22 protein-coding genes are annotated in these 25,103 nt (G+C 66.2%); 9 read left to right on the forward strand and 13 right to left on the reverse strand.

Translation table 11 applies throughout. The annotated features are described in order from the left end of the window. Window positions 1-69: 69 nt before the first annotated feature. Together ACLMAJ_RS27060 and ACLMAJ_RS27065 are read right to left on the reverse strand one after the other, a co-directional pair. Window positions 70-1,167, reverse strand: a complete 1,098-nt coding sequence (locus tag ACLMAJ_RS27060) for a DUF475 domain-containing protein (protein ID WP_412016638.1) — start codon at window positions 1,165-1,167, stop codon at window positions 70-72. Between the two features lie 193 nt (window positions 1,168-1,360). Then, window positions 1,361-1,936, reverse strand: coding sequence for a TerD family protein (locus tag ACLMAJ_RS27065; protein WP_412016639.1), 576 nt, complete (start codon window positions 1,934-1,936; stop codon window positions 1,361-1,363). Window positions 1,937-2,141: 205 nt separating this feature from the next. Between ACLMAJ_RS27065 and ACLMAJ_RS27070 the strand changes: the two genes are divergently transcribed. The 4 genes from ACLMAJ_RS27070 to ACLMAJ_RS27085 are packed head-to-tail and all read left to right on the forward strand — an operon-like array spanning window position 2,142 to window position 7,942. Then, window positions 2,142-3,353, forward strand: coding sequence for a hypothetical protein (locus tag ACLMAJ_RS27070; RefSeq protein WP_412016640.1), 1,212 nt, complete (start codon window positions 2,142-2,144; stop codon window positions 3,351-3,353). 13 nt (window positions 3,354-3,366) lie between these two features. Next, window positions 3,367-4,578: an HpcH/HpaI aldolase/citrate lyase family protein gene (locus ACLMAJ_RS27075; protein ID WP_412016641.1), complete on the forward strand. Its 1,212-nt coding sequence runs from the start codon at window positions 3,367-3,369 to the stop codon at window positions 4,576-4,578. Next, window positions 4,575-7,094: a phosphoribosyltransferase gene (locus ACLMAJ_RS27080; RefSeq protein WP_412016642.1), complete on the forward strand. Its 2,520-nt coding sequence runs from the start codon at window positions 4,575-4,577 to the stop codon at window positions 7,092-7,094. Before ACLMAJ_RS27075 ends, ACLMAJ_RS27080 begins: the two co-directional genes overlap by 4 nt. Before the next feature lie 2 nt (window positions 7,095-7,096). Then, window positions 7,097-7,942 carry an HAD family hydrolase gene (locus tag ACLMAJ_RS27085; RefSeq protein WP_412016643.1) on the forward strand — a complete coding sequence of 282 codons (846 nt, stop codon included), beginning with the start codon at window positions 7,097-7,099 and terminating at the stop codon, window positions 7,940-7,942. 59 nt (window positions 7,943-8,001) lie between these two features. Here the strand turns inward: ACLMAJ_RS27085 and ptsP are convergent, their stop codons facing one another. The 4 genes from ptsP to ACLMAJ_RS27105 are packed head-to-tail and all read right to left on the reverse strand — an operon-like array spanning window position 8,002 to window position 12,870. Beyond that, the gene (ptsP, locus tag ACLMAJ_RS27090; protein WP_412016644.1) at window positions 8,002-10,494 is read right to left on the reverse strand and encodes a phosphoenolpyruvate--protein phosphotransferase; all 2,493 of its coding nucleotides are present in this window, start codon (window positions 10,492-10,494) and stop codon (window positions 8,002-8,004) included. Continuing rightward, window positions 10,491-11,105, reverse strand: coding sequence for a dihydroxyacetone kinase subunit DhaL (gene dhaL / locus ACLMAJ_RS27095; RefSeq protein ID WP_412016645.1), 615 nt, complete (start codon window positions 11,103-11,105; stop codon window positions 10,491-10,493). Before dhaL ends, ptsP begins: the two co-directional genes overlap by 4 nt. Window positions 11,106-11,107: 2 nt before the next feature. Continuing rightward, window positions 11,108-12,109, reverse strand: coding sequence for a dihydroxyacetone kinase subunit DhaK (gene dhaK / locus ACLMAJ_RS27100; RefSeq protein ID WP_412016646.1), 1,002 nt, complete (start codon window positions 12,107-12,109; stop codon window positions 11,108-11,110). An 11-nt stretch (window positions 12,110-12,120) separates the two neighbouring features. Then, a complete protein-coding gene (locus ACLMAJ_RS27105) occupies window positions 12,121-12,870 on the reverse strand; it encodes an MIP/aquaporin family protein (RefSeq protein WP_412016647.1) in 750 nt (249 codons plus the stop codon). Window positions 12,871-13,081: 211 nt separating this feature from the next. Between ACLMAJ_RS27105 and ACLMAJ_RS27110 the strand changes: the two genes are divergently transcribed. Beyond that, a complete protein-coding gene (locus ACLMAJ_RS27110; RefSeq protein WP_412016648.1) occupies window positions 13,082-13,828 on the forward strand; it encodes an IclR family transcriptional regulator in 747 nt (248 codons plus the stop codon). A gap of 7 nt (window positions 13,829-13,835) precedes the next feature. Here ACLMAJ_RS27110 and ACLMAJ_RS27115 read toward each other — a convergent pair whose 3' ends face one another. From ACLMAJ_RS27115 to ACLMAJ_RS27125, 3 genes are all read right to left on the reverse strand, one after another. Further along, window positions 13,836-14,717, reverse strand: coding sequence for a protein kinase family protein (locus ACLMAJ_RS27115; RefSeq protein WP_412016649.1), 882 nt, complete (start codon window positions 14,715-14,717; stop codon window positions 13,836-13,838). 9 nt (window positions 14,718-14,726) lie between these two features. Then, a complete protein-coding gene (locus ACLMAJ_RS27120) occupies window positions 14,727-15,008 on the reverse strand; it encodes a hypothetical protein (RefSeq protein WP_412016650.1) in 282 nt (93 codons plus the stop codon). 114 nt (window positions 15,009-15,122) lie between these two features. Next, window positions 15,123-15,731, reverse strand: a complete 609-nt coding sequence (locus tag ACLMAJ_RS27125) for a CGNR zinc finger domain-containing protein (RefSeq protein ID WP_412016651.1) — start codon at window positions 15,729-15,731, stop codon at window positions 15,123-15,125. Between the two features lie 87 nt (window positions 15,732-15,818). On the opposite strand from ACLMAJ_RS27125, the gene ACLMAJ_RS27130 reads away from it, so the two are divergent. Together ACLMAJ_RS27130 and ACLMAJ_RS27135 are read left to right on the forward strand one after the other, a co-directional pair. Next, window positions 15,819-16,607 (forward strand): MBL fold metallo-hydrolase, encoded by a 789-nt coding sequence (locus ACLMAJ_RS27130; protein ID WP_412016652.1) that lies wholly within the window; start codon window positions 15,819-15,821, stop codon window positions 16,605-16,607. A 125-nt stretch (window positions 16,608-16,732) separates the two neighbouring features. Continuing rightward, entirely contained in the window at window positions 16,733-17,998 is a 1,266-nt protein-coding gene (locus ACLMAJ_RS27135; protein ID WP_412016653.1) for an MFS transporter, read from the forward strand. A gap of 45 nt (window positions 17,999-18,043) precedes the next feature. Here the strand turns inward: ACLMAJ_RS27135 and ACLMAJ_RS27140 are convergent, their stop codons facing one another. From ACLMAJ_RS27140 to ACLMAJ_RS27150, 3 genes are read right to left on the reverse strand one after another with little or no spacing between them, the layout of a single operon-like run. Next, a complete protein-coding gene (locus ACLMAJ_RS27140; protein WP_412016654.1) occupies window positions 18,044-18,808 on the reverse strand; it encodes an AIM24 family protein in 765 nt (254 codons plus the stop codon). A 3-nt stretch (window positions 18,809-18,811) separates the two neighbouring features. Continuing rightward, window positions 18,812-19,513: an AIM24 family protein gene (locus ACLMAJ_RS27145; protein WP_412016655.1), complete on the reverse strand. Its 702-nt coding sequence runs from the start codon at window positions 19,511-19,513 to the stop codon at window positions 18,812-18,814. A gap of 10 nt (window positions 19,514-19,523) precedes the next feature. Next, a complete protein-coding gene (locus ACLMAJ_RS27150; RefSeq protein ID WP_412016656.1) occupies window positions 19,524-20,147 on the reverse strand; it encodes an AIM24 family protein in 624 nt (207 codons plus the stop codon). Window positions 20,148-20,357: 210 nt separating this feature from the next. Here ACLMAJ_RS27150 and ACLMAJ_RS27155 point away from each other — a divergent pair, with 210 nt between their 5' ends. Together ACLMAJ_RS27155 and ACLMAJ_RS27160 are read left to right on the forward strand one after the other, a co-directional pair. Further along, window positions 20,358-21,701, forward strand: a complete 1,344-nt coding sequence (locus ACLMAJ_RS27155; RefSeq protein ID WP_412016657.1) for a TerD family protein — start codon at window positions 20,358-20,360, stop codon at window positions 21,699-21,701. A 63-nt stretch (window positions 21,702-21,764) separates the two neighbouring features. Then, window positions 21,765-23,324: a TerD family protein gene (locus ACLMAJ_RS27160; RefSeq protein WP_412016658.1), complete on the forward strand. Its 1,560-nt coding sequence runs from the start codon at window positions 21,765-21,767 to the stop codon at window positions 23,322-23,324. A 26-nt stretch (window positions 23,325-23,350) separates the two neighbouring features. Here ACLMAJ_RS27160 and ACLMAJ_RS27165 read toward each other — a convergent pair whose 3' ends face one another. Then, the gene (locus ACLMAJ_RS27165) at window positions 23,351-25,072 is read right to left on the reverse strand and encodes a glycosyltransferase family 87 protein (protein ID WP_412016685.1); all 1,722 of its coding nucleotides are present in this window, start codon (window positions 25,070-25,072) and stop codon (window positions 23,351-23,353) included. Between the last annotated feature and the right edge of the window lie 31 nt (window positions 25,073-25,103).

Below are 25,103 nucleotides of genomic sequence, written 5' to 3' on the forward strand. Positions count from 1 at the left end.
ACACACAAGAAAGCGGCAATGGCTGGGATCAGCCATTGCCGCTGAAAAGTTGTTGCTGTCAGCCCGATCTCAGCCGACCGGCGTCGGTTCCCGTTCGGCCTCGACTTCTTCGGCATCCGCGCGACGGTTGCGAATGAGGCTGGTGATGAATGCCGCGCCGATGAACGCGACACCGATGAGGCCGGTGATGATTTCGTTGATGTGCACGCCGATCGAGATGAACAGGATGACCGCAAGCGCGCCGATCGCCCAGTGGGCACCGTGCTCCAGGTATACGAACTCCGACAGGGTGCCCTTGCGCACCAGGTATACCGTGATGGAGCGGACGAACATGGCGCCGATCAGGCCGAGGCCGAGCGCGATGATGATCGGGTCGGAGGTGATGGCGAAGGCGCTGATCACGCCGTCGAAGGAGAACGACGCGTCGAGCACTTCCAGGTACAGGAACAGGAAGAACCCGGCCTTGCCCGCGGCCTTGGCGAGCTCCGAAGGACCTTCGGTGTTCTCCTCGGTGTGGAACATCGAGCCGAGGCCGTCCACCACAATGTAGGTGATCATGCCGAGCAGTCCTGCCACCAGCACGGTGGCGCGATCGTCGTCGGCGGCGATGATCTCCGCGGTCAGGACCAGCGCGACGCCGGAGACGACTACCGAGAGCATGTCGAGCTTGCCGATTCGGGCGAGCGGCCGCTCCAGCCAGGACAGCCAGGTGATGTCGCGTTCCTCGAAGATGAAGTTCAGGAACAGCAGCAGCAAGAACATGCCGCCGAATGCGGCGATCTGCGGGTGCGCGTCGGTGAGCAAGGTCTCATAGCTCTTGCTGCCGTCGGCGAAGGTCGCGGCGTCGTCGGCGGGCGGGTTCAGCGCCAGGTCGAAGGCTTTCACCGGGTTGAGGCCCGCGGTCACCCACACGATCGCGAGCGGGAAGACCAGCCGCATGCCGAACACGGCGATCACCACGCCGATGGTGAGGAAGATCTTCTGCCAGAACTCGCTCATCCGTTGCAGCACAGTCGCATTGATGACCGCGTTGTCGAACGACAGCGAGACCTCCATGATGCCGAGGATCGCGGCGAGCGCGAGCGCGGTCGGTCCGCCGTACAGGAACGCCACAATAAGTGAGACCACCGTGACGATGAAGGACATGCCGAAAATGCGCAGGACCACGCGGGGACCTTTCCTATGCGGCGGCCCGGACGTTCGTCCGAGCGCGTATGAGTGATGAGACCGAGTTGGTGACGGCTTTACTCCAGCGTGGCCGCTGAATCGGCTGTTGTCCAACGATGTGGCGTGCGCACCGGCGCGTTGCCGCACGAACAGGGGGCCCGTTGCCCGGGCCCCCTGACCACGCGAGGTCGTGCTAGACGTTCACGCCGTAGTCCTTGGCGATACCGGACAGGCCGGAAGCGTAGCCCTGACCGATCGCGCGGAACTTCCACTCGGCCCCGTTGCGGTACAGCTCACCGAAGACCATGGCGGTCTCGGTGGAGGCGTCCTCGGTGAGGTCGTAGCGGGCGAGTTCGCTGCCGTTGCTGCGATCGGTGACGCGAATGTAGGCGTTGCGCACCTGACCGAAGGACTGCTGGCGGCCCTCCGCGTCGTAGATCGAAACGGGGAAGAAGATGCTCTCGATTGTCGGCGGGGTCGCCGCGAGGTCGACGTTGATGACCTCGTCATCGCCCTCGCCCTCACCGGTCTTGTTGTCACCGGTGTGCTCGATCGCACCTTCGGGGGACTTGAGGTTGTTGAAGAAGACGAAGTGCTGGTCCGTCAGCACCTTCTTGTCCGCACCGGTCGCGATGGCGCTGGCATCGAGGTCGAAGTCGGTACCCGTGGTCGAGCGAATGTCCCACCCGAGGCCGACTGCGACGGCGGTAAGATTCGGCGCCGCCTTGGTCAGCGAGACGTTGCCGCCCTTGGACAAACTGACACCCATGCGGAATTCCCTTTCAATAGACGTATGAGGTTCCCAGCATGTCCGAATCGCCGGGTACGACATACGACAGTAGTAGGTTTCGGCGAACTTGCGTAGGAACCCGTCCAACCCCTGTGGAACTGGAACATCTCGCATACCGGGCGAAGTCTGCCGATAGTCGCGCTTGGCGCGAGCGCGGGCGAGTCCACCGCTTACCATCGGGGGCGTGGCAGGCCGCAGGCGTGGATGGTTTCGGTCGTCCGGGAGCAATGAGTGGATTCAGCAGGCTCGACCCGCGCTGACGGCCGCGTTCCTCGATATGGATCGACGTCAGAGCGCGGCCGAAGCGGCCGTGCACGCCTCGGAGGAAGTGTTCCCGGATCGCCGGATGAGCGCGCACTGGGAAGCGGCGCGTAGCCGGTGTTATGACGCCGCCGGCGCGTATCTGGCGTTGAACGACGAGTTGGATACCGCCGAGCGCGACGGGACCCCGATTCCGCAGGGGCAGGCCCGCGCCGACGCCCTGGTCCGGCAGCTGAACGCGGCGGCAGGGGTGGTGGACGAGTTCTACCGAGGCAACCAGGCCCAGCTCGAGAACGCGGTCGTCGTATACGGAACGGTGCCGCAGCTGGCCCAGCAGGTGAAGATCACGGCCGCGGGCGTCCGTAGGCAGGCCGCCGAGTCCGAATACGTTGACTACCCCTCGGTGCGCCGACTATCGGCCGCAGTCGATGAGGCCCTGATCACACTGGAAGCCGCCGGTCCCGCCGCCGCGGCCGTCCGGGACGCCGCTAATCGCCTCGAAGCGGTGACCAAGGAACTGACAGAAGCGTTGGCGCAGGCCCCATCTCGGCAGCAGGCCGCGAGCACCGCGATCAGTTCGGCGAGCACCAGGCTGTCGGCTGTGCGGACCAGGGCCGAAGGGCTGGCCCCCGCATTCTCGGCACTGCTTCGCGAGTTCAATGCTGCGAGTTCGGCGGATCTGGCTGACAATGGGCGGGAAAGCCAGCGAGCCATCGATGCGGCGGACGCAGCCCTCGTGCGGGCGCGCGTGGCGTTGGCCAAGGACAACCCGGAGTCTGCACTTGATCTGACCACATCCGCGCGCGGGTCGCTGAGCGAGGCCGAGCAGCAGGTCGACGCCGTGACCAAGCGGTTGACCATGCTGCGCGAAGTCCGGGACAACCCGCAAGAGAAGACCAAGGCCGTACGATTTCGACTGCGGGACGCGCAAATGCTCGCGGTGGGCCGGGGGCTCACTACCGAGTGGGGCTCTGTGCTCGACGCACAGGTGGATCGAATCGACAGAATCGCCGCGACACTGTCAGGGCGGCACCCCGACTACTGGGCCTATGTGACGGAGCTGGATTCCATCGCCGACTTCATAGCCGGCGTAGTGGATCGAATGAGAAAACAGCCAGGACCACGACAAGGATGAGGATGGGGCAACGATGACCGCAGGCGTCGCCGTCCCGCAGGTTGTTTCCCTGCGGAAACAACTGCCGCTGCGCCATTTTCGGCAGTTGCACGGCCCCGAGGCGCGGCATCTCTTTCACCGTCAGCCCGAACCGTTCGGTGACCACGCCGATCGGGAGCTGCTGGCGATCGCCCTCGGCGCCACGTTGTACGCGCCCGCGACCCGGCCCGATCTGGCGGTGACGATCGGCAAACGCGCGGCGCGCGGCGTGTGCTCGATGGTGATCGACCTCGAGGACGCCGTCGCCGACCACGAGTTGGAATCCGCGAAGCGGCAGACCGTCGCGACCCTGGATCTGCTCGCGACCAGCGAGGATCCGAATCCGCTTCTGTTCGTCCGTGTGCGTGACGCGGACGCGGTCACCGAGATTGTCGAGCAGCTCGGGCCGGGCGCCGCGGTGCTCACCGGGTTCGTCTTCCCCAAGTTCGACAGCACCACCGGGCCGAAATATCTGGATGCGCTGGAGCGGGCCGCCGGGCTGCTCGACCGGCCGCTGTACGGGATGCCGGTGCTCGAGTCGCCGGAGTTGGTGCATCGGCAGACCCGCGACGACGAACTGACGCAGATCGCGGCACTGCTCGCGCAGCACCGGGAGCGAGTGCTCGCGGTCCGGGTCGGTGCCACGGACATGTGCTCGACCTTCGGTATCCGGCGTGACCGGGATCTGACGATCTACGACGTGCGAGTTGTCGCGGATGTCATCGCCGATATCGTTAATTACCTTGGGCGAGTGGATGGTACGGGGTTCGTGATCACCGGCCCCGTCTGGGAGTACTTCGCCGACCACGAGCGGATGTTCCGGCCGCTGCTGCGCACCGCGCCCTTCGCGGAGTCCGACGCGGTGCCGTTCCGGCAGTATCTGGTCAGCCGGGATCTGGACGGGTTGCTGCGTGAGATCACGCTGGACCGGGCCAACGGTATCCAAGGCAAAACGGTGATCCATCCGTCGCATGTCGCCGCGGTGCACGCATTGTCGGTGGTGACGCACGAGGAGTACTCCGACGCGCTCGACATCCTGCAGGTCGACGTGGGTGGCGTCGCGGCATCGGAGTACCGCAACAAGATGAACGAGATGCGGCCGCATCGGAGTTGGGCGCGGCAGACATTGCTGCGGGCGCGCGTGTTCGGTGTCGCCAACAAGGGAGTGTCGTTCGTGGATCTGCTATCGGCGTTGGTGAAGGTATGAGCGGCACCGATGTCGAGGTCATCGGCTCCGGAATTCCCTGGGCGACGAAGACCCTCGGTTTGGAGCTGTTCCACGACGATTCCTACGGACCGGTCGATCTCGACGCGGCGGTCAGTGCGCTACCTGCCGAACTGTCGATCGAGTCGCTGATCCAGCCTGGCCTGCGGCGCAACCCGCGACGCGCGCACCTGCTGGTATCGACCGTGCTCGGCAAACATCTTCCGACGGACCCTCGGGTCGTGATCGACGCGGGCAACCGGCTCGGTGATCTGGTGCGCGAGGTGCTCGGCGAGCGCGAGGCGGTGGTGCTCGGGTTCGCCGAGACCGCGACGGGGCTCGGGCATTGCGTGGCGGCGCGGATCGAGGCGGGTTGCTACCTCCATTCGACCCGGCGGGATGTCGCCGAAGCGCAGACGCTCACCGGCTTCGAGGAAGGGCATTCGCACGCCACCTCGCACCAACTGCAACCCGCACCGGCCGACATCTTCGCAAATGATCTTCCGCTCGTCCTGGTCGATGACGAAATCTCCACCGGTGCAACAGCACTCGATGCGATTCGGGCATTGCACGCCTTCTCGCCGAGGCCGTTCTACGTGCTCGCCTCGCTGGTGGATATGCGCACCGAGGCCGATCGTGGCGCCTTCGAGGCGGCGGCGCGGCATATCGGGGCAAGGATCGACACCGTGTGCCTGGCGTCGGGCCGCACTACGCTGCCGGACGGTTTGGTGGACGCGGTGACCGCGCTACCCGAATCGGAGCTCAATCCCATTGCTGAGCGGCGGGGTTCGTTCAGTCGAGTCGAACTACCGTGGCCCGCATCGGTACCGGAGGGCGGCAGGCACGGGATCCTGCGCTCGGACACCGAGGCATTCGATACCGCCGTCACCGCGGCGACCGAGGTGATGCGGTCGAGGCTCGTCGCGGATTTCCATGGCAGGCCCGTGATCGTGCTCGCACACGAAGAGCTGATGTACATGCCACTGCGGATAGCGACGGAACTCGCCGAGTCCGGCACGCCGACCAGGTATCAGACCACCACCCGGTCACCCGCCTACGTACTGGACGAGCCCGGGTACCCGCTGCGCCGTGGATTCCGATTCCTGGCACCGGAAGCCGGTCAGGAGCAGCCTCGCTATCTGTACAACGCGCACTGGGCCGTGGAGTTCTCCGGTTCGGAAGATCCGTTCTCGGGTGTGGACTTCGCAGATCCGGTCCTGGTCGTTGTCGTCGATTCCCCCGCCGATACGACGGAGCTCGTCGCGGATGGCGGGCTGGTCGATGTGTTGACCGCTTCGGGTGCGGATGTGGTGGTGGCAGTCCTTTCGGGTGCCGATCCGCGCTTGCTGCATACCGAGCGAAGTGATTCCGCCCGGCCGATCACAGCGCGGGGGCTGCCCGAGCCGTTGTACGGGCCGGAGTTCGGATCGTATGCGGCCGATGAGGTTTCGTGGCTGCTCAAGGACCTGTCGGAGGCCGATCTCGAGGCGGATGTCGCCGAGCGGGAGCGTCGGTACCAGTCCGGTCTCGCGAATTACGCCGAGTCGCTGCCGATCGAGTACCAGCCCGACGCCGACTATCGGGAGCTTTTCGAGAGAATCCTGGCGCAGAGTGCGGAACGGCTCGCGCTCGCGGTGGCGACGGTATCGGAACTTGTTGTCGCTGAGCGCGGTAACGACATCGTGCTGGTATCGCTGGCGCGGGCGGGCACCCCGATCGGGATTCTGATCCGGCGCTGGCTGAAGTACGGTCGCGACGGCGATCTGCCGAGCCTGACCGCGCCGCATTACGCGGTATCGATCGTGCGCAATCGCGGCATAGATACGGTTGCTCTGGATTACCTTGCCCGACATCATGATCCGGCGTCGGTGGTATTCGTCGATGGTTGGACGGGCAAAGGGGCGATCACACGCGAACTGACCGATGCTCTCGACGCCTATCACGCGGCCACTGGCATACGGTTCAACGACGAATTGGTGGTGCTCGCCGACCCCGGCCATTGTGCGCGCACCTACGGCACTCGTGACGACTTTCTCATCGCCTCGGCATGTCTGAATTCGACGGTGTCCGGATTGGTTTCGCGGACCGTGTTGAACGACACCCTGATCGGTCCGAATGAATTCCATGGCGCGAAGTTCTATCGCGACCTGATCGGCGACGATGTCTCCGTCCACCTGCTCGACACCGTGACCGCCGCCTTCGACGCCGTCCGGGACCGCGTGCCTGCCTCGCTCGCGGCGATTCAGGCGAGCGACCGTACGCCGACCTGGACCGGCTTGGCCTCGGTAGAGCAGGTTCGCGCCGAATACAGCGTCGGCAGCGTGAATTTCGTGAAGCCCGGGGTCGGCGAGACCACCCGGGTGCTGATGCGGCGGGTGCCATGGCTGGTGCTGGTCCGCGAGGCGGACGCACCGGAACATGCGCACATTCGGCTGCTCGCGGCGGCGCGCGACGTTCCTGTCGAGGTCGTGCCCGACCTGGCTTACTCATGTATGGGACTGATCAAGGATGTGCAGTAGTGATGGATCTATCCAGACCACGAAGACAAACGCTTGTTGCCACCGACCTGGACCGAACGATGATCTACTCGCGCAACGCATTCAGCGCCATTTCCGAGGTGCCGATGGTCTGCGTCGAACATCTCGAGGGCGCGCCACTGTCATTCATGACGACCGCGGCTGCGCTGCGGATGCAGACGTTGACCGAACCGGCCGCGGTCATTCCGACGACCACCCGCACCATCAAGCAGTTCAACCGCATCCAACTACCCGGTGCCCCATGGCGTTACGCCATCACGAGCAATGGCGGAAACATCCTCGTCGACGGCGTTCCCGATCTGCGCTGGCGCATCGACATCGACGACAAGGTGTGCGCCAACGGCGCCACTCTCTCGGAAGTGGTCACCGAACTACGTGCCCGCATGGATGATTCGTGGGCCACCAAGTTCCGGGTCGCCGACGATCTCTTCTGCTACCTCGTGGTGAAGCCGAAGGCGGTCCCCGATGGCTTCCTTGCCGAATGGGACGACTGGTGCCGCGCCCGTGGCTGGTCGGCCTCCCAACAGGGCCGCAAGATCTACGCCATGCCGACGGCGGTCTGCAAAAGCATCGCCGTCCAGGAAGTCCGCCGCCGACTGATGAATTCCGGCGAACTCTCCCACGAATCCAAGACATTGGCGGCAGGCGACGGAGCCCTGGACGCCGACATGCTCCGCGCCGCAGACTCCGCTATCCGCCCCCGCCACGGTGAACTCGAAACACTCAACTGGACTCACCCCAACCTCACCATTACCAAAGCCTCCGGCATCATGGCCGGTGAGGAAATCATCAACTGGTTCATCAAGGCAGCGCCGCCGCAGTCCGAATAGGCAGGGCGGTTGGCATATGTGCCACCGGGAACCGCCGCAAGCTGCTGTTAGCCAGAGCTTTATGTGGATATCGCGCGGACTTCGGTTGCCGATGCGCACTGCATGGCGCGGGCTGCTGCTGATCGGCATTCGGTGAGGTCGAGGTTGCGGACCGCGGCCTTGATGAGCGGGATCGCGGGTGGGGCGACGCTGAGTTCGTGTACGCCGAGGCCGAGTAATAGTGCCGCTGCTACCGGGTCGGCGGCGGCTTCTCCGCAGACCGCTACCCGTGCGGAGCCCGCTGCCTCGCAGACCATGGCGATCAGTCGGAGCACGCCGGGGTCGAGGGGGTCGGCGAGGGTGCTGAGGGCTTCGTTGCCTCGTTCGGCGGCCAGGGCGTATTGGGTGAGGTCGTTGGTTCCGATGCTGAAGAAGTCGACGTGGTCGGCGAAGGACGCCGTCTTTGCCGCTGCCGCAGGCACTTCCACCATGATGCCCACCTCCGGCGTGACACCCGCTGGTGCGACCTCGTCGAGGATGCGACGGGCCTGTAGTAGTTCCTCGAGTTGGGTGACCATGGGGAACATCACGCTCACCGGGTGGTCGGCGGCGACTCGGCAGATGGCGGTCAGTTGGTCGCGCAGCAATTCTGGGCGGGCCAGGGCGAGACGAATGCCGCGGACGCCGAGGAAGGGATTGGCCTCTATCGGTTGTTCGATGTACGGAAGTGGTTTGTCTCCACCGACATCGAGGGTGCGCAGCACAACGCGGCGTCCGCCGAATGCCTCGGCTATGGCCCGGTACACCTGCTCCTGTTCGTCTGTGGAGGGTGCGTCGTCGCGTCCGAGGAACAGGAATTCGGTACGCACCAATCCGGCCAGGTCGGCGCCGTTGCCTACGGCTTCGAGCGCGTCGAGGTCACCGCCGATATTCGCGGCGATGTGGATGGTCGTGCCATCGCGGGTGATCGCCGGTTTGTCGGCCTCGGCTTCGGCTGCTCTGCGTTGTTCGCGGTGCCAGTTCGCCAGTCCGGTGAATTCGGCGAGGGTCGCCGCACCGGGGTCGAGCGCGAGTCTGCCGGTGCCGCCGTCCAGCGCGACAACAGTCCCCTCCGGGACGGTAAGCACTTGCGGGCCGGCACCGACCAGGGCCGGTATGCCGCGCGAGCGAGCGAGGATGGTGCTGTGTGAGGTCGGGCTGCCCTGTGCCAGCACGATTCCGGTGACCAGGTCGCGGTCGAGTCCGGCCACTTGCGCCGGTGTCAGATCTGCGGCGACGAGAATTCCTGCGCGACTGATCATCTCGGTGGAATGGCCGAGCATGGCAGCGAGCACCTGGTCGCGAATCGCGCGCAGATCCGCGGCGCGTGCTCGCTGGTAGTCGTCGGTGAGCCGGTCCAGTTCCGCAGCAGCGGATTCCAGCACCCGCGCCCACACTGCGGGAGCGGAACCCGCGGTATCGATGCCCTGCTGGACCGCGCCGATCAGCTCGTCATCTTCGAGTAGCAGCAGATGCGCCTCGAAGATCTCGGCTTCCGCGCCCGCATGTGCGCGAGTGCGCTCGATGTCGGCGCGCACCGCCGCGATTGCGGTGTCGAGTAGTTCTCGCTCCACTTCTGGTGGGCCGGAGGGATGTTCGGGTACGACGAGTTCGGAGTGCTCGATCCGCCAGATCGGGCCGATGCCGATGCCCGCAGACGCGGGAAACGGTCCTCCGCCAAGGCCGGTGGGCGTACAACCAGCATTGGCAGCCTGGTCGGCGGGCGTGTGGCCCGCGTTGGACTCGCGGCCGGTGGACGCGCAACGGTCCGACGAATCCTGGATGGCGGCTGATGTACTCGGCGTTTCGTCGAATCGCCGTGCGGCGAGGGCGAGTACGCGGCCAACGGCGGCGTCCGCATCCGAACCGGTTGCCACTACCTCGATCTCGTGACCCGGAAGTCCGCCGAGCGCGGCGATCCGGCTCAAACTCGTCCCCGATGCGGGGCCGGCGCCGGTGGTCAGGTTACGCAGACGGACGGTCGCGGGGAGGGCGCGGACCTCGGCGACGAGCCGCGCCGCTGGGCGGGCGTGCAGTCCATGGTGATTCATGATGACAAACACGCCGGTCGCGGCCTTTTCGGACTGGTAGGTATCGATACGCGCTCCAGCGGGGTCCGAGGGCGTAGTTGCCGGTCCATGGAGATGAGTCTGCTTGCCCGCCAACGCGTTCTCCGCCTCATCCGCGGCTTCGTCCAGATCGGCCCCACCTGCCGCCGCGACCGAAGCGGCGATCAGCCCTTCTACGAACGGCGCGGAGCACAGGCGGACCCGATGCGGAGAGTCGAGCAGTTCCAAGGCGAGTTCTGCGGAGAGCACGGCGCTGCCCAGGTCCATCAAAACTAGTGCGCCGTCGCCGGAGTCGGCGTTGGCGATCGCGTCCGCGACTGCCACCGCATCGGTGCCGAGAGTGTGCTCATCGAGCCCGGCCGCCACCTCGATGCGGATCGGCTGGTTGTGCAGCATCTCGGTGGCCAGCGCGACGGCGGCGGTGGCGAGGGCATGACTGTGTGAGACGACGACGATGCCGATCATTTGACCGCCTGTTTCGCGGCAAGCACCAGCAGTGTTGCGCTGGTGGCCCCGGGATCTTGGTGTCCGACACTGCGTTCGCCGAGGTAGGAGGCGCGGCCCTTGCGTGCGAGCATCGGGATGGTGCCGTCGCGTCCCGCCGCTGCCGCGGCTACCGCGGCAGCGAGTGCGTCGGCGAGGGAATCTCCCGCGGCGAGGTGCTCGTCGAGTGCGTCGGCGGCGGGCGCCAACGCGTCGAACATCGTCTTGTCACCGGATTCCGCCTTGCCGCGCGCGACGATCCCGTCGAGTCCGGCGCGAAAGGCCTTCGCGAAACTCGGCGCGTCGAACTCGGTGTCGCCCGCCGCGGCGGCGCAGCGCAGGAAGAACGTGCCGTAGAGCGGGCCGCTCGCGCCGCCGATCGATCGAATCAGCGTCATACCAACAAGTTTCAGCTGTTCGGACGGCGTCGTCGGTGCGTCCTCCGCGAAGGCCGCGACAACCGCCGCGGTTCCGCGCTGCATGTTGCTGCCGTGATCGGCGTCGCCGATGGCCGCGTCGAGCTCGGTGAGTTCGTCGGTATGTTCGTCGACCAGTTCGGCGAAGCGGCGCACCCATTGAATCGGATCGATCATCATCAGACTCCCCAGCGCAGGGCGGGTGTGCGCACCGGCGCATCCCACAGATTCAGTAGGTCGTCGTCGACCTTGGTCAGCGTCACCGAGCATCCCGCCATCTCCAGCGACGTGATGTACGGGCCGACCAGCGAGCGGGCGATCCCGATCCCGTGGCCGCCGAGGATGCGGGCCACCTCGTCGTACATGACATACAGCTCCAGCAGCGGCGTGCCACCCATCCCGTTCACGAAGCAGATCACGGTGTCGCCCTTGACGAACGGCAGGTCACTGAGGATGGGTTCCATCAGCATCGCGGCGATCTCCCGCGCGGGCGCGAGCGGCGCACGATGCCTGCCGGGTTCGCCGTGGATGCCGACGCCGATCTCCATCTCGGTCTCGCCGAGCTCGAATGTCGGCTTGCCGGCGGCGGGGACGGTGCACGAGGTCAACGCCATACCCATGCTGCGCGAGTTGGCGTTCACGGTGCGTGCGACCTCGGCGACCTCGGCAAGAGACCTGCCACATTCGGCGGCGGCGCCCGCGATCTTCTCCACCGCAACGGTGGCGCCGACGCCGCGGCGGCCCGCGGTGAAGAGGCTGTCCTGCACGGCCACATCGTCGTTCACGACGACCGCGGTGACCTCGACCCCGGTCTCGGCGGCGGCGAGTTCGGCGGCCATCTCGAAGTTCATGATGTCGCCGGTGTAGTTCTTGATGATGTGCAGGACGCCCGCGCCCGAGTCGACGGCGGTGGTCGCGGCGAGGATCTGGTCGGGGACCGGAGAGGTGAAGACTTCCCCCGCACACGCGGCGTCGAGCATGCCGAGTCCGACGAAACCACCGTGTAGTGGTTCATGCCCGGAGCCGCCGCCGGACAGCAGCGCGACCTTGCCGGGGATCGGCGCCTCGGCGCGAAAGACCACCTTGTTCTCGATGTCGACCCGCAGCTCGGGATGGGCTGCGGCCATGCCTGACAGCGCTTCTCGGACGACGTCGGCCGGATCGTTGATCAGCTTCTTCATCGGTTCTCCTGTTATGCGGCGGTCTCGAGCGCGTCGTGCTGCGCGCCGGCCGAGGTCTTGATGTGGGTCAGCGCGCGGGCCGCGAGTGCGGCGGTGACACCGGCGAGGAATTCGGCGGCGAGATACACCGGGGCCTGACTCCAGGCCACCTCGCCGCCCCACACCTGTTGTACGAGCATCGGGCCGAGTGTCCGTGCCGGGTTGATCGACGCGCCGGTGGCGGGTGCGACGGGGATGATCGCCGCGAACACCACGAGTCCGATGGCGACGCCGGCGAAGCCGGGTGCCGCGGCGCGGTGGACGACGAGCAGCACCGTCAGCACCAGAATGAAGGTGCCGACGAACTCGGCGATGAACGCCTGGCCCGCGCCGACACCCTCGCCGTACGCGGCGATACCGAGGCCGAGCTTGCTCGCACGGTCGCCGAGAACGCCGATGATGGCGAACGCGCCGAGCACCGCCCCCGCGATCTGGGCGGCGAGGTAGGCGGGGACCTGCCGCCATGGGAATTGGCCGTTCATGGCGAGCGCCACGGTCACCGCCGGATTGATGTGATTTCCTGAGACGTGCCCGAAGGCATACACGGTGGCGAGGACCACGGTGCCGAATGCCAGCGAGATCATGCCGAGGTCGGCCATGGTGAACGGTGCGTCGCCGTTCACCATGAGTGTGGCAGGTACCGATCCGACGCCGATGAAGACGAGGAACGCCGTGCCGAGCACTTCCGCCGCAAGTTTCTGCGGCGTCCGCAGTCCATCCATGGGAGACTCCCGAGATTGTTTCGAACGATATTCGACAATGTCGAATGTGATTCGTAGAGTACGTGGATGTTGCGCAGGTCACAAGAGGTCGAGCCGCTTGCGATTGCTTGCAGGTCGCTCGAGAGGGTCAGGTTGCGATTGCTTGCAGGTCGCTCGAGAGGGTCAGGTTGCGATTGCTTGCAGGTCGCTCGAAAGGCATGGAGGAAGTCGCGTGATCCAGTCGGTTGACCGGGCCGTCCGCATTCTGTTCGCGCTACAAGGCGCGCGGCGGATGACGCTGTCCGAACTCGCGGCGGAGCTCGGTCTCGCGGCGACGACGGTGCACGGCATCGTCAGGACGCTCGCCGCCCACGGTGTCGTCGTGCAGGAACATGGTGGCGGCCGCTATCAGCTGGGGCCGGCGGTGCTGCGCCTCGGCAACGTCTATCTCGACACGCTCGACCTGCGGGCGCGAGCTCTCACCTGGTCGCACGAATTGGCAAGGACCACTGGGCTTACCGTCCGGGTCGGTGTGCTCTTCGGTGACAACGTGGTCATCATCCACCACGAACCCCGACCGGACGGCAGTCGGCAGATGCCTGAGGTGGGTATTGAAATACCTTCCCATGCAAGTGCTTTGGGGAAGGCGATGCTCGCTTTCGTGGCTCCGCTCGAGGCTGCCACGTTGCGAAGCATGACCGGCGAGACGATCACCTCGCCGGAGGCTTTCCGTGAACACCTGAGTCCGGTCGCGACTTCCGGTATCGCCTACGAATGCGACGAAGCCGTACTCGGCGAATCCTGTGTCGCCGGAGCGATTTTCGACCGCACCGGCACCGTCGTCGGCGCGGTCGGCGCGGTCATTCCGACACCGGATTGGCCGCCCTCCGACGCGACTGTCGATGCGGTGCGGACCACCGCCCGCACCATCTCACGCGAACTCGGCTCCGCCCGATGGCCGGTCACTCCCGATCGTTGATGGGTGGTCAAAGGTCCCAGCTGTACGAGAGGTCCCAATCGGGGATCATGCGGTGCTTTTTCACTGCCGCGAGTCTGGTCAATACGCCCTCGATCGCACTATCGCTCAGTCCGATATCGCCGAGTGCGCTGCGTACTTGCTCCGGCCGAACCGCGTCGACGGCGCTGAGAACATCCTCACGCAGTGGGCGCTTGCCTTCGTAGAACCTCACGGAGTCGGAGAGGTTGCGGAAGTGATCGCCGCCACGCGCGGCATCCGGCTTTTCGGGGAACGAGTATCCGTGATCGAATGCGACCAGATCGTCCTCGCTGTTCGGTCGGCCGTCGCCATGGTCTTTCGGTCGATAATTTTCATGGTGGCCGTCCGCGTTGCCGATCACATAGTGGAGTACAGCCACCTGCTGCTGGTGTAGCTCCGAGTATTTGTTCCATTTCTTTACTCCCCGTTTGAGCTTCACGAACTGCTGCACAAACCCCGCACCATGTGGAGCCCGAGTGCCGTCTATCAGGGCGCCGGGGGGCACGCGGCCGAATCCGAACAGCTGATCCATGCGGAAGGCTCCGAGTTCTCGTTTCGCCAGTTCGCCCTGTACATGAGGAATCCAATCCATCTCCCCGAATTTCTCTCCGGAAGCAGGCTTGTAGACGTTCACTTTGTTGTCTTGGGAGCGCATGATAAAAACGTCATTATTATGGGGTGGAAGTTTCTTGGTCATTCGATGTTCGCTCACCAAGCGGCGTGCCTGCATCTCCTGCTCAGCGGCGCTGGGTGTATAAGATGTGCGTGGGTCACCGGCCCCGTGGCTTGCCGAGGTTCGGCTTGCTTTCGTGAATGCTTCGCCAACGCGGTTGGTGATACGACGAAACCCATCGGCGATCGGATTTACCATGGAACGGAATTACTGCTCGACTTCTGGCGGCCATGGCGATGGTGAGGTGCTGGATTCATCGACGATAAAGCAGTAGCTCATCCGAAAAGGTTGCAGCAGTGCTCTCATGAAGGCAGGGCCGTTGGCGGCCATTGCATATTCCGCCTCATCGAGCAGTTTTATGCCGTCGTTGTACCATCGCTCGGCCAGCGGGCAGCCCTGCTCGTCGCTCAACGTGAGTTCTGCGCTGCCGTCCGCTGTCAGCCTGAACTCCGCTACGCGTTGCGGCTCGCTTCCCACGATTTCGTACACACCGACCAGGGTTGGGCACTCTCGTGCCGCGGATGCCATCGGAACATGCTCTCATCAATTCCCCGACCGCGCTCCGGCCGCCGATCCGCAGCCGGCGACTTCTGAATCGGTCGCTCAGCGGTTTTTTAGTGTGCCTTCGAGTGTGCGGCGGGCGTAGGCGCGGGCGGCGCGGGCGCGGTCGCCGCAGCGAATGGAGCACCAGTGGCGGCGGCCATGGCGCAACAGGTAGCGATTGCAGGGGGTGGAGTCGCAAGTGGTGAGGTAGTCGGCGTCGGGGCCGGTGAGGAGGTCGGCGGTGTTGGCGGCGAGGGTCGCGAGAGCGCGATCGAGGATCTCGTTGGGGGGACATATCGCCGCACGGTAGGGGCCGTTGTGCTCGTCCCAGTGCAGCAGGGCGGCCGTGGGGATCCTGCTCAGCGCGTCATTGACGGCGGACAGGGCCACGGGCAGGGCGGGAATCCCGGCAACGCGGGCGGCGAACAATACCCGGATGTGTTCGCGCAGCGCGCGCAACTGTGCGGTGCACATCTCCTGGATTCCGGCGTCGGCCGGAGCCAGGCCGCGCTCGGTGAGCCACTGGTTTGTCGACTCGGGGGTGCTGAGGAGGTCGATGAACTGCCCGCCGGGCAGTGCGATGGCGCTGTTGACGAAGTCGAGAGCGAGATAGTGCTCTGCGCCGGGCGCGGGCGGTAGCGCGGGCTCGGCGGTCAGGGTCTCCCTCATGGATCTCATGCTACAACTTGCATTTATCCGTGAGAAACACTTACCGTTCTCACGGATAGATCGAGCTTCATCCGTGAGGAGTTTTTCGTGGCCGTTACCGAAACAACCAATGAGCAGGTCCGCGTCCGCGTCTTCGGTGGCCCGACCGCCCTCATCGAATACGGCGGGCTCAGGTTCCTCACCGACCCGACGTTCGACGCTCCCGGCGACTACCGGCAGCCGGGCGGCTTGCTCACCAAGACAGCGCCCTCCGCAGCCGCACCGGCCGACCTCGGCCGCATCGACGTGGTCTTGCTCTCCCATGACGAGCACCCCGACAACCTCGACAACTCCGGCCGGGCCATGCTCTCCGACGTCCCGCTCACCCTCACCACGACCGGGGCAGGGCAGCGCCTCGGGAATGGGGCACGGGGGCTGGCCGACTGGGAGTCGATCGAGCTGGACCGCCCCGGCGGCGGCACGATCACCGTGACTGGCGCGCCCGCCATACATGGGCCCGGCCCCCGCGAGGAGGTTGAACCGTTCACCGGTCAGGTCGTCGGATTCGTGCTGACCGGGCGGGACCTGCCCACCGTCTACGTCAGCGGCGACAACGCCTCGCTCGAGGCGGTGCGGGAGATCGCCGAGCGCTTCGGGCCGGTGGACACCGCCGTCCTCTTCGCAGGGGCTCCCCGCTTCCCTGTCCTGTTCGAGGGTGCGCCGATCGTCCTCGACAGCCCCCAGGTCGTCGAGGCCGCCGAGATCCTCGGTGCCCGCCGGGTGGTTCCCGTCCACTATGACAGCTGGGCCCACTTCACCGAGGGCCGTGACGAACTGGTAGCCGCTTTCACCGATGCTGGGCTGGTTGACCGCCTGGACCTGGGCGATCTGGGCTGATTGGGCAGGGCGGAGCGCGTACGCCGGGGCCCGTAGCCCGCCTCATCGCCTCCCGTTGGACTCACTCGCCGCAACCGCGGCGTGGCACCGTCCGGCCGGGGCACATCTACCGAAAGTGCTCTCTCGTGACAACTTCCGTGCCTGTCCACCTCGAGGACCTCCCGCGCTCGCAGGCGCAGCGCCGCATCCTGATCGTCCTGGTCGCCGCGCAAGGGCTCAGCGGCGCGGGGCTGGCGGCCGGTGTGACGGTCGGTGCCCTGCTCGCGCAGGACATGCTCAGCTCCACCGGCCTCGCCGGGCTGCCCAGTGCCCTCGGCACCGCCGGTTCCGCGCTCGCGGCCGTCGCCGTCGGACGCATTTCTCAAGCCCGCGGCCGCCGCCTCGGCCTTGTCACCGGTTATCTGATCGGTGCGATCGGCAGCGCGGGCGTCATCGCCGCTGCTGTCGCCGACAACCCCGTGCTGCTGTTCCTCGCGCTGTTCGTCTACGGCGCGGGCACCTCCACCAACCTCCAAGCTCGCTATGCCGGAGCCGATTTGGCCGCTCCCGCGCATCGCGCCCGGGCCGTGTCCACCGTGCTGGTCGCCACCACCCTCGGCGGCGTGGTCGGCCCCAACCTCACCGCGCTCACCAGCGAGCTCGCGCACACCATCGGCATCCCGGACCTGTCAGGGCCGTTCCTGCTGGCCGGTGTCGCCTATGCCACGGCCGCCTCGGTCCTGGCCATCTGGCTGCGCCCCGATCCGCTGCTACTTGCCCGCACCATGGCGGCCGAAGGCGCCGCCGTGGCGGACCTGCCGCCGGGCGATCCAAGCGGCCTGCCGCAGCCCGCGGTCGAAAGGCGCAGCTCCGGCCTGCTGGTCGGCGTGCTGGTCATGGCGATCACCCAGCTCGTCATGGTCGCGATCATGACGATGACGCCCGTTCACATGCACGACCACGGCCACGGCACCGCCGCCGCGGGCCTCGTCATCGCCATCCACATCGGCGCGATGTACTTGCCGTCGCCCCTGACCGGTTGGCTCGTCGACCGCTGTGGCCGCCTCACGATCGCCGCTGCCGCCGGGTTGGCCCTGCTCGCCGCGGGAATTGTTGCCGCCGGCGCCCCGGACGACTCCGTCGCCTCGTTCGCGGTGGCCCTCGCACTGCTGGGCCTGGGCTGGAACTTCGGCCTCATCGCGGGCACCGCGATCATTACCGACGCTGTTGCGCTGGCCACCCGCGCCAAAACCCAGGGCTTGGTCGATGTCTCCATCGCCATCGCGGGCGCCATCGGTGGCATGGCTTCGGGACTCGTCGTCGCCGCAGCGGGCTACCCGCTCTTGGCCTTCGGCGGTGGCATTCTGGCACTGGTTATGGTGCCCGCGGTCGTCGTCGCACGCCGCCGATGAGGGTACCTTCGCATTCGCGTACGGCCAGGCGCGGTCCGGGGCGGCTCAACTGTGTTGCTGGCCGCTCAACTGCTGGACGATGACGCCCTGTAGCCGTTGCAGGCCGCCGACGGTCATGCCGCTCTGCAATTGGCCCTCGATGGTACGAACCAGCATGGAATCGCTGAGGACCTTCTCGCTCGACTGGATCAAAACCGTTCCGGCGCCGGTGAAGTCGAACTGTCGTTCCTCACCGGAGTTGACGCCGAACCGTGCCGCGCCGGCGGCCAGGAAATTCGAAACCCAGCGCTGGTCGTAGTGATGGCTCGGCGCGGGGCAATCCGCCCAGCCGACAAGGGATTCCGGATCGACCCGCAGTGGCGGCTCGGCGAAGATGACCGGGCCGTTGGACGAGGCAAGGAATTTGCCGCTGCCGATGAGGGTGAGGAAGCCGGGGACGATGGACTGGTTCAGCGACAGACCCGGTTCGAAGGCGAGCAGGTTCGCGGCGCGGATGGTGAGATTGCCGTTGTCCTCCAGGTCATAGGAATTGATGTCGTAACCACGGTCGCCGATGATCAGTTTGCCGTGGCCCTCGGCGACCACATAGTCGCCGGTGAACAGCGGTGCGGAGAACTGCTGGGACACCATGTGCAGCAGCCCGCCCTGTAGGCCGTGGGTGAGGGTCTGGAAGCGCATATCGCCGTAGTAAGCGATCATCGCGCCCTTGCGCATGAACCACGGCTTGATCAGGTCGATGCAGTAGGCGTAGCTGTTGCCCGGAATGTTGTCGCTCTCACCGAGATTCGCCGGGTTCAAAATCTGAGTCATGGCTCACAACTTCTCTTCGGAGGCCTGCACATAGACGACACCCTGTCCGACGCAATGCAATTGCATCGCCTCGCCGGCGCCACGTCCCACCGCGTCGCGCCAGCTCATCGCCGTCTTCAGCTCGGTCTGCACATTGCCGTAGGTGGCGACGAACGCCTGGGGATCGACCACGATCGGATTCGGCCCGCCCACCGGAAGTTCCAGGAACCCGCCGTGCGCGAGCAGCACCGCCGAACCCTGGCCCGACAGCTGGGTGGTGAACATGCCCTGCCCGGTCAGTGCGCCGCTCGCGGCGCCGCGCAGTGCACCCATGATGCCGCCACCACCGCCGCTGCCGCCACCCGAACTCATCACCGAGACAATCGAACTCTGTAGGGCCGCGGTGTTGGCGAGTAGCCGCGACGCTTCGACGCGCAGCGTCGCCCCCTGCTGCATCTGGACGACGTGCACCTCGAGTCCCGCGAATCCGTAGTGCACCTCGCCGGTACCCTGCGCGAGCATGGTGCGCTCGTGCTCGCCCGCCATCATGCGACCTGCCATCCGCATCAGACCGCCACCGCCGCCCATGCCCTGGCCGCCCGGAATCTGGTGCGGCGCAAAGGAAATGTCACCGGTGTAGAACAGCATCGCGCCGCTGCGCGCGACAACACCGCCCGCCATCCCGACGTTGACCTTGACGACCTTGCCGTTGACCTTCTCGAACATCGCCCGCCCTCTACCGTTCCGCCGGCTGGATCAACACGAGACCCTGACCGTCCCAGCGCAGCGAAAACGCCTCGCCCGCATCCTGGCCGACGAAGCTGCGCCACGACACGTCGGTCACGAACGAATGATTGATATTGCCGCGCGCGGCGACGAACGCATCGGGGTCGACGACCAGCGGGTACTGCGGCGACACCTCGAGGTGGATCAGCGGCCCACCCGCGGAGAGCAGCGCGACCTGACCCTGCCCGGTCACCGTGGTGGTGAACAGACCCGCTCCGGAGGAGGCGCCACGCACTCCGGCGAAACGGACATCGGTACGCAGGTTTCCGGCAAAGGCGAGCAGCTGTTGCGATTCGACCTGCAGCGTCTCGTTGTTCAGATCGATGACGGTGACGTGCTGACCGTTCACGGCGAGGAAAACCCTGCCGTTGCCGGCGCACTCCATCAGCGACAGCTTCTCGCCGGTGGCTCGCCGCTTGAGGCCCGCGATGACGCCGTCCCCGCCCCCGAAGCCGGCCGACTTGAACTGCACATTTCCTTCGTAGGCGACCATCGAGCCGGAGATCGCGCGGATACTAGTTCCGGCGAGATGGGCCTCGATCACCTTTTTCGACTGCTCGAACAGTTGCGCCATAAGGGAGTTTGCCTGCTGTCTCGATCGGGAACACGGGAGTATTCGCCATATTCCAACTTCCTGCGGTCACTTTAACGGACACAGCAGGGCACGGCCCCGCATTGGCCCGCGGGGAGGTTTGCTTTCGCAACATTCGGTGTCACGGCGGCGTCCACCCGGTTCGCTTCTCGTAGAGTGGCAACGTACGCACCGACAAGCGAAGGGTCGACCTTGTCCGCAACACTCGCCAAGGGCCAGAACGGTCCACTGGCCACCAACGACGTGGTGATCTCCGTCCAGCTCACCGCACCAGCGGATTTGTCCGCGCTGCTGGTTACCGAGCGGGGCAAGGTCCGTTCCGATGCGGACTTCGTCTTCTTCAATCAGCCGAACGGGCCCGGTGTGAATCTGCAGCCCGCGCCGTCCGGGCAACCGGCGTCGCTGGCGGTGTCGCTGAACGCGGTGCCCGCCGATATCGATCAGATCCGCGCGGTGATCACCCTCGACGACACCTCGAGCAGCTTCGGCCGCTTTCCGGCACCGACTGCGGTTGTCTCGGATTCGACCGGTAATCGGTTGTACGAGTACCAGGTTGATGGTTTGCAGAGCGAGTCGATCGTGATCGCGCTCGAGCTGTATCGCCGACAGGGCTCATGGAAGGTCCGCGCCGTCGGGCAGGGTTACGCGGGTGGTTTCGCGGCGCTGGTCACCGACCACGGCGTGACCGTCGACGAGGCGCCCGCCGCGGCACCGCAGGCCGCGCCGCCGCCCCCGGCTCAGCCCGCGCCCGCCTACCCGACCCAGCCTGCGCCGCAGTACGCGCCGACCCAGGCGAACCCGGCGGGGCCCGGCTACCCGCCGCCCCCGACCGCGGGTTATCCGCCGCCGGGGCCCGGTTACCCGCCGCCGCCCGGACCGGGCCAGGGTGCCCCGCCGCCAACCCAGCAGGCCGTGCCGCAGCAGGCGCACGCCGAGGTGAGCCTGAGCAAGGACCGGCCGGTCAGCCTGCAAAAGGGCCAGAGGGTCACCCTCCGCAAGGAGGGGGGCACCGCGCTGACCTTCGTCAAGATGGGTCTGGGCTGGGATCCCGTGCAGAGCCGCGGCATGTTCGGCAACCGGACCGTCGACGTCGACCTCGACGCCTCGGTCGCGATGTTCGCCGACGCGAACCTCGTCGACGTCGCCTACTACGGGCAGCTGACCTCCAAGGACGGCTCCGTCCGGCATCAGGGCGACAACCTCACGGGGGAGGGCGAGGGCGACGACGAGGTGATCCTCGTCGACCTGACCCGTATCCCCGCCCATGTCAGCACGCTGCTTTTCATGGTGACCTCCTACAAGGGGCACACCTTCGAACAGATCCAGAACGCGTTCTGCCGCTTGGTCGACGGTGGCAACAATGCCGAACTGGCTCGATACACCATGGCGGGCGGCATGCGGTTCACCGCGATGGCGATGGCCAAGGTGTACCGCGTCGGAAACGACTGGAAGATGCAGGCCCTCGGTGAGGGTTTCCAGGCCAAGCACCCGGGCGAGGCGGTTCCGCAGCTCGGCAGGTTCCTCTCGGCCGATTGAAGAACAGCGCGAATAACGGGGGCAGTCAGCATGATTCAGCTCAAGGCCGGTCAAAATATCCCTTTGACCGGCGATGTCGTCCGACTTATCACGAAAGCCAGTGCCGCGCTGGATATTTCGGCGCTAGTGGTGGCGGAGAACTTGCGGGTGCTCGCGCCCGAGGACTTCGTGTTCCATAACCGTCCGCGGGCGCAGGGCGTCACGCTGTCGGATGGCTCGGTGACGATCCGGCTCGCCGAGGTTCGTGCCGACGCCAACGCGGTGCTGCTGGTGGCCAGCGCCGCGTCCGACGGGCAGGCGGGGTTGGGGTCGGTGACCGCGCAACTGGTCGAAAACGACGTGGTCGCAGCGGAATTCGCGATCACACCGTTGGCTGGGGAGACGGCGCTCATCTGCCTGGAGGTGTACAGGCGCGGCACCGGCTGGAAGCTACGCGCGGTCGGCCAGGGCTACGCGGGTGGATTCACGCAGCTGCTGACCGCGCACGGTGTCGAGGTCCACGATGTGGCGGCCGACGGCGCTTCGCAGGCCGATCCTGGGTCGGCGGGCGCGCGATCCGACGGTCAGGACACCATCTCGGGACCGCAGGCTCGTGATGCCCGTGCGGGCGAACCCGTGCCGGTGGAGGTCGCGCACGGCCTGGACCGTCTGTGGATGATCTTCGAGGACGCTTCACGATCGGCCGCCGCGCTCATCTCCGCGCGCGACTACGCCGCCCAACGGCTCGATAACGAATTGTCCGCCGCGGTATCGGATCCCACCACGAGGAATACCCCCGCCGCCGAGACAGCTCGGCAGGCGGCGCAGCGGCGCAGTGATGAGCTGATCGCCGTCGCGGAGGGCAACCACCAGCGCGACAGCGAACATCTCATTCGCGAACTCGCCGATGCGGACCGGCGGCTTCCCCCTTCGCTGGCGTCCTGGGAGTCGCCGGTGTGGGATGCCCCGCCCTCGGCGAGCGACGGCATCCGGCTCGGCGAGCTGTACGCGATCGAGCGTGGGCCGCTGCGGGTGCCGTACTGCGTTCCGGTTCCGTTGAATCGACCGCTGTGGATCGATACCGAATCCAGCAGTGCGGCAGCACCTGTCGTCGGCGCGCTGCTCGCGCGGCTGCTCGCGGCCGATCCGGTTCGGCGCGTTCGGGTCGACATGATCGATCTGACCGGGGCGTTCCGTGGGCTCGTCGGTCCGTTGACGCCGGTGCTGAACGGACCGCCCGTCACCGACCACACCGACATCTCGGCCAGGTTGCAAGCTCTCGTCGATGCGGCGGAATTAGCCGAACTGGCCTATGAAGGCGGGGTTTTCACCCCTCCTGTCGAACATCGGGTGCTGCTCGCCGCGGACTTCCCGCACGGCTACCAGACCTCGGACGCGCAACGCATCGGTGCTCTGATGGTCCGCGGCGACCTGATCGGGCTCTCGACCATGATCGTCGGCAGCGATGAATCCGATTCCAGCGACCCGATAGTCGCGACGCTGTCACAGGCATGCAGGCATCTGCCGACGATCGACGGCACTCCACTGTTCGATCCGTGGACCGGAAGTCCATGGCAGCTGGATCTGGATCTGTTGCCACGGGAGCCCGAGCGTCAGGCGCGCTACCTGCGTGCGCGGCAATGACCTGCGCGGGTCGGCACCGGGCATGTTCAGGTGCGGGCCAACGCAACCCGTGGGCGCAGCGCTTCGGGCAGCCACGGTAGTAGCGGGTCGGGAGTGCGATCGACGATGCCGCCGACCGGGTCATCGATGAAGTCGCGGCGCACCAGGTCCTCGTCGGGCCGATAGATCTGTCGAATGATCAGCACACAGAGCCCGAGCACCGCGAGATCGCGCAGCACGACCGTCCCGGTGAACCACTGCTCGGGTAGACCCTTACGGTCGAGGCCGAGGTAGTAGAACATTCGCGGCACCCACACGAGTGCGTCGACGGCCATCCACGCCAACAGGATTCGCCGGTGCGGCAGCGCGAGGGCGGCGATCGGAACCAGCCACAGTGAATACTGCGGGCTCCACACTTTGTTCGTCAGCAGGAACGCGGCAACCACCAGGAAGCACAGCTGCGCGAGCCGTGGCCGCCGTGGCGCTGTGAGGGCGATATAGCCGATCACCAGGCAGGCCAGCACGAAAACCAGCAGCGACACCACGTTGAGGATGGAAGGCTGCTGATTGTGGGCGAGATCCCCGTCGAAGCCGAGCCAGCCGGTGAACGAGGTGATCACGTTGTAGATCGAGTCCGGGTCGGCGTGCCGGGTGGTGTTGAGCCGGAAGAATTCGCGCCATCCGGTCGGATACAGCAGGGCGATCGGCACATTCACCGCCAGCCAGGTCGCCGCCGCGCCCGTGACCGTGACAGCGGCCGCACCGAGCGGCCGTGCGCTGAGTAGCTGCATGCGGTCACGCACCCAGGCCAGCGCGGTGTCGAGGTTGTCGATATCGCGGGCGCGCAGCCCGGCCTGGGCACTCGGTACCCGGTGCAACGGGTCCGCGCGCAGGCACAAGACCACGATCGGGCCGAGCAGCAGCAGTGGGTACAACTTGGCCGCGCCCCCGAGCCCGAGTAGCACACCGGCCAGCAGCGGACGCCTGCGTGCCCAGGCCAACAGGCCGGTCGCCGCGCATGCCGTTGCCAGCGCATCGAAATTGGTGAAGGCGTGCACGATCACCAAGGGGGAGCAGGCGACCATCGCCGCGTCCCAGATTCGGCGCCCCGCCAGCTTGGCGGATGCCCAGACGGTGACAAGCCACGCCAAGGCAAGGCCGAATGCGACGACATTGAAATAGATGACCACTTGCAGCGCACCGGGCAGCGGCAGCGCGTCCCAGGTCTTGGCGACCTCCATGGCGACGTATTGATAAAGGCCAGAGAGCACCGGGTACTCCATGTACCTTGTCTCGGTGCCGCCATCGGGTGTCTGCTCGGTCCAGGATTTCTTATACGGGAACGCGCCCTCGTTCAGCCGTTCCGCCCCGAATAGCGGCACGGTGTCCGAATAGCACATGGCTATGTATTGGCGGCCGTCGGTCCAATCGAGGGTGAGCGAGCCTTCCGAGGTGGTGGTCTGTTGGATGCAGGGCGCTTTCGCTGTCCAACCGAGGGCGAGAAATATCAGCGCGACGGCAAGCAGCACCCGCATCGGAGTCCAGAACCTCACCCGGCCGATCAGGGCGTGGTCACCGACAGGGCCGCCGACGACTGTGCACAGCTGTGCGGTCAGCGAATCGTTGCGGCTGGGCCGATCTCGACCATCGGCCGACCGGAGATCCGGCGCGAGCGGGGCAGGGGCGGTGTAGTTTGTCCCGCCGGACTGCCCCCCATTGAACTTCGGCGCGCTCCCCGCCCCCGCCTCGTTCATCAGCTGCTGATCCATCACGGCATCCGAGGCTACCGGCCGTGGCTTT

The sequence above is a fragment of the Nocardia arseniciresistens genome (assembly GCF_046764875.1).
Classification (GTDB): domain Bacteria; phylum Actinomycetota; class Actinomycetes; order Mycobacteriales; family Mycobacteriaceae; genus Nocardia; species Nocardia arseniciresistens.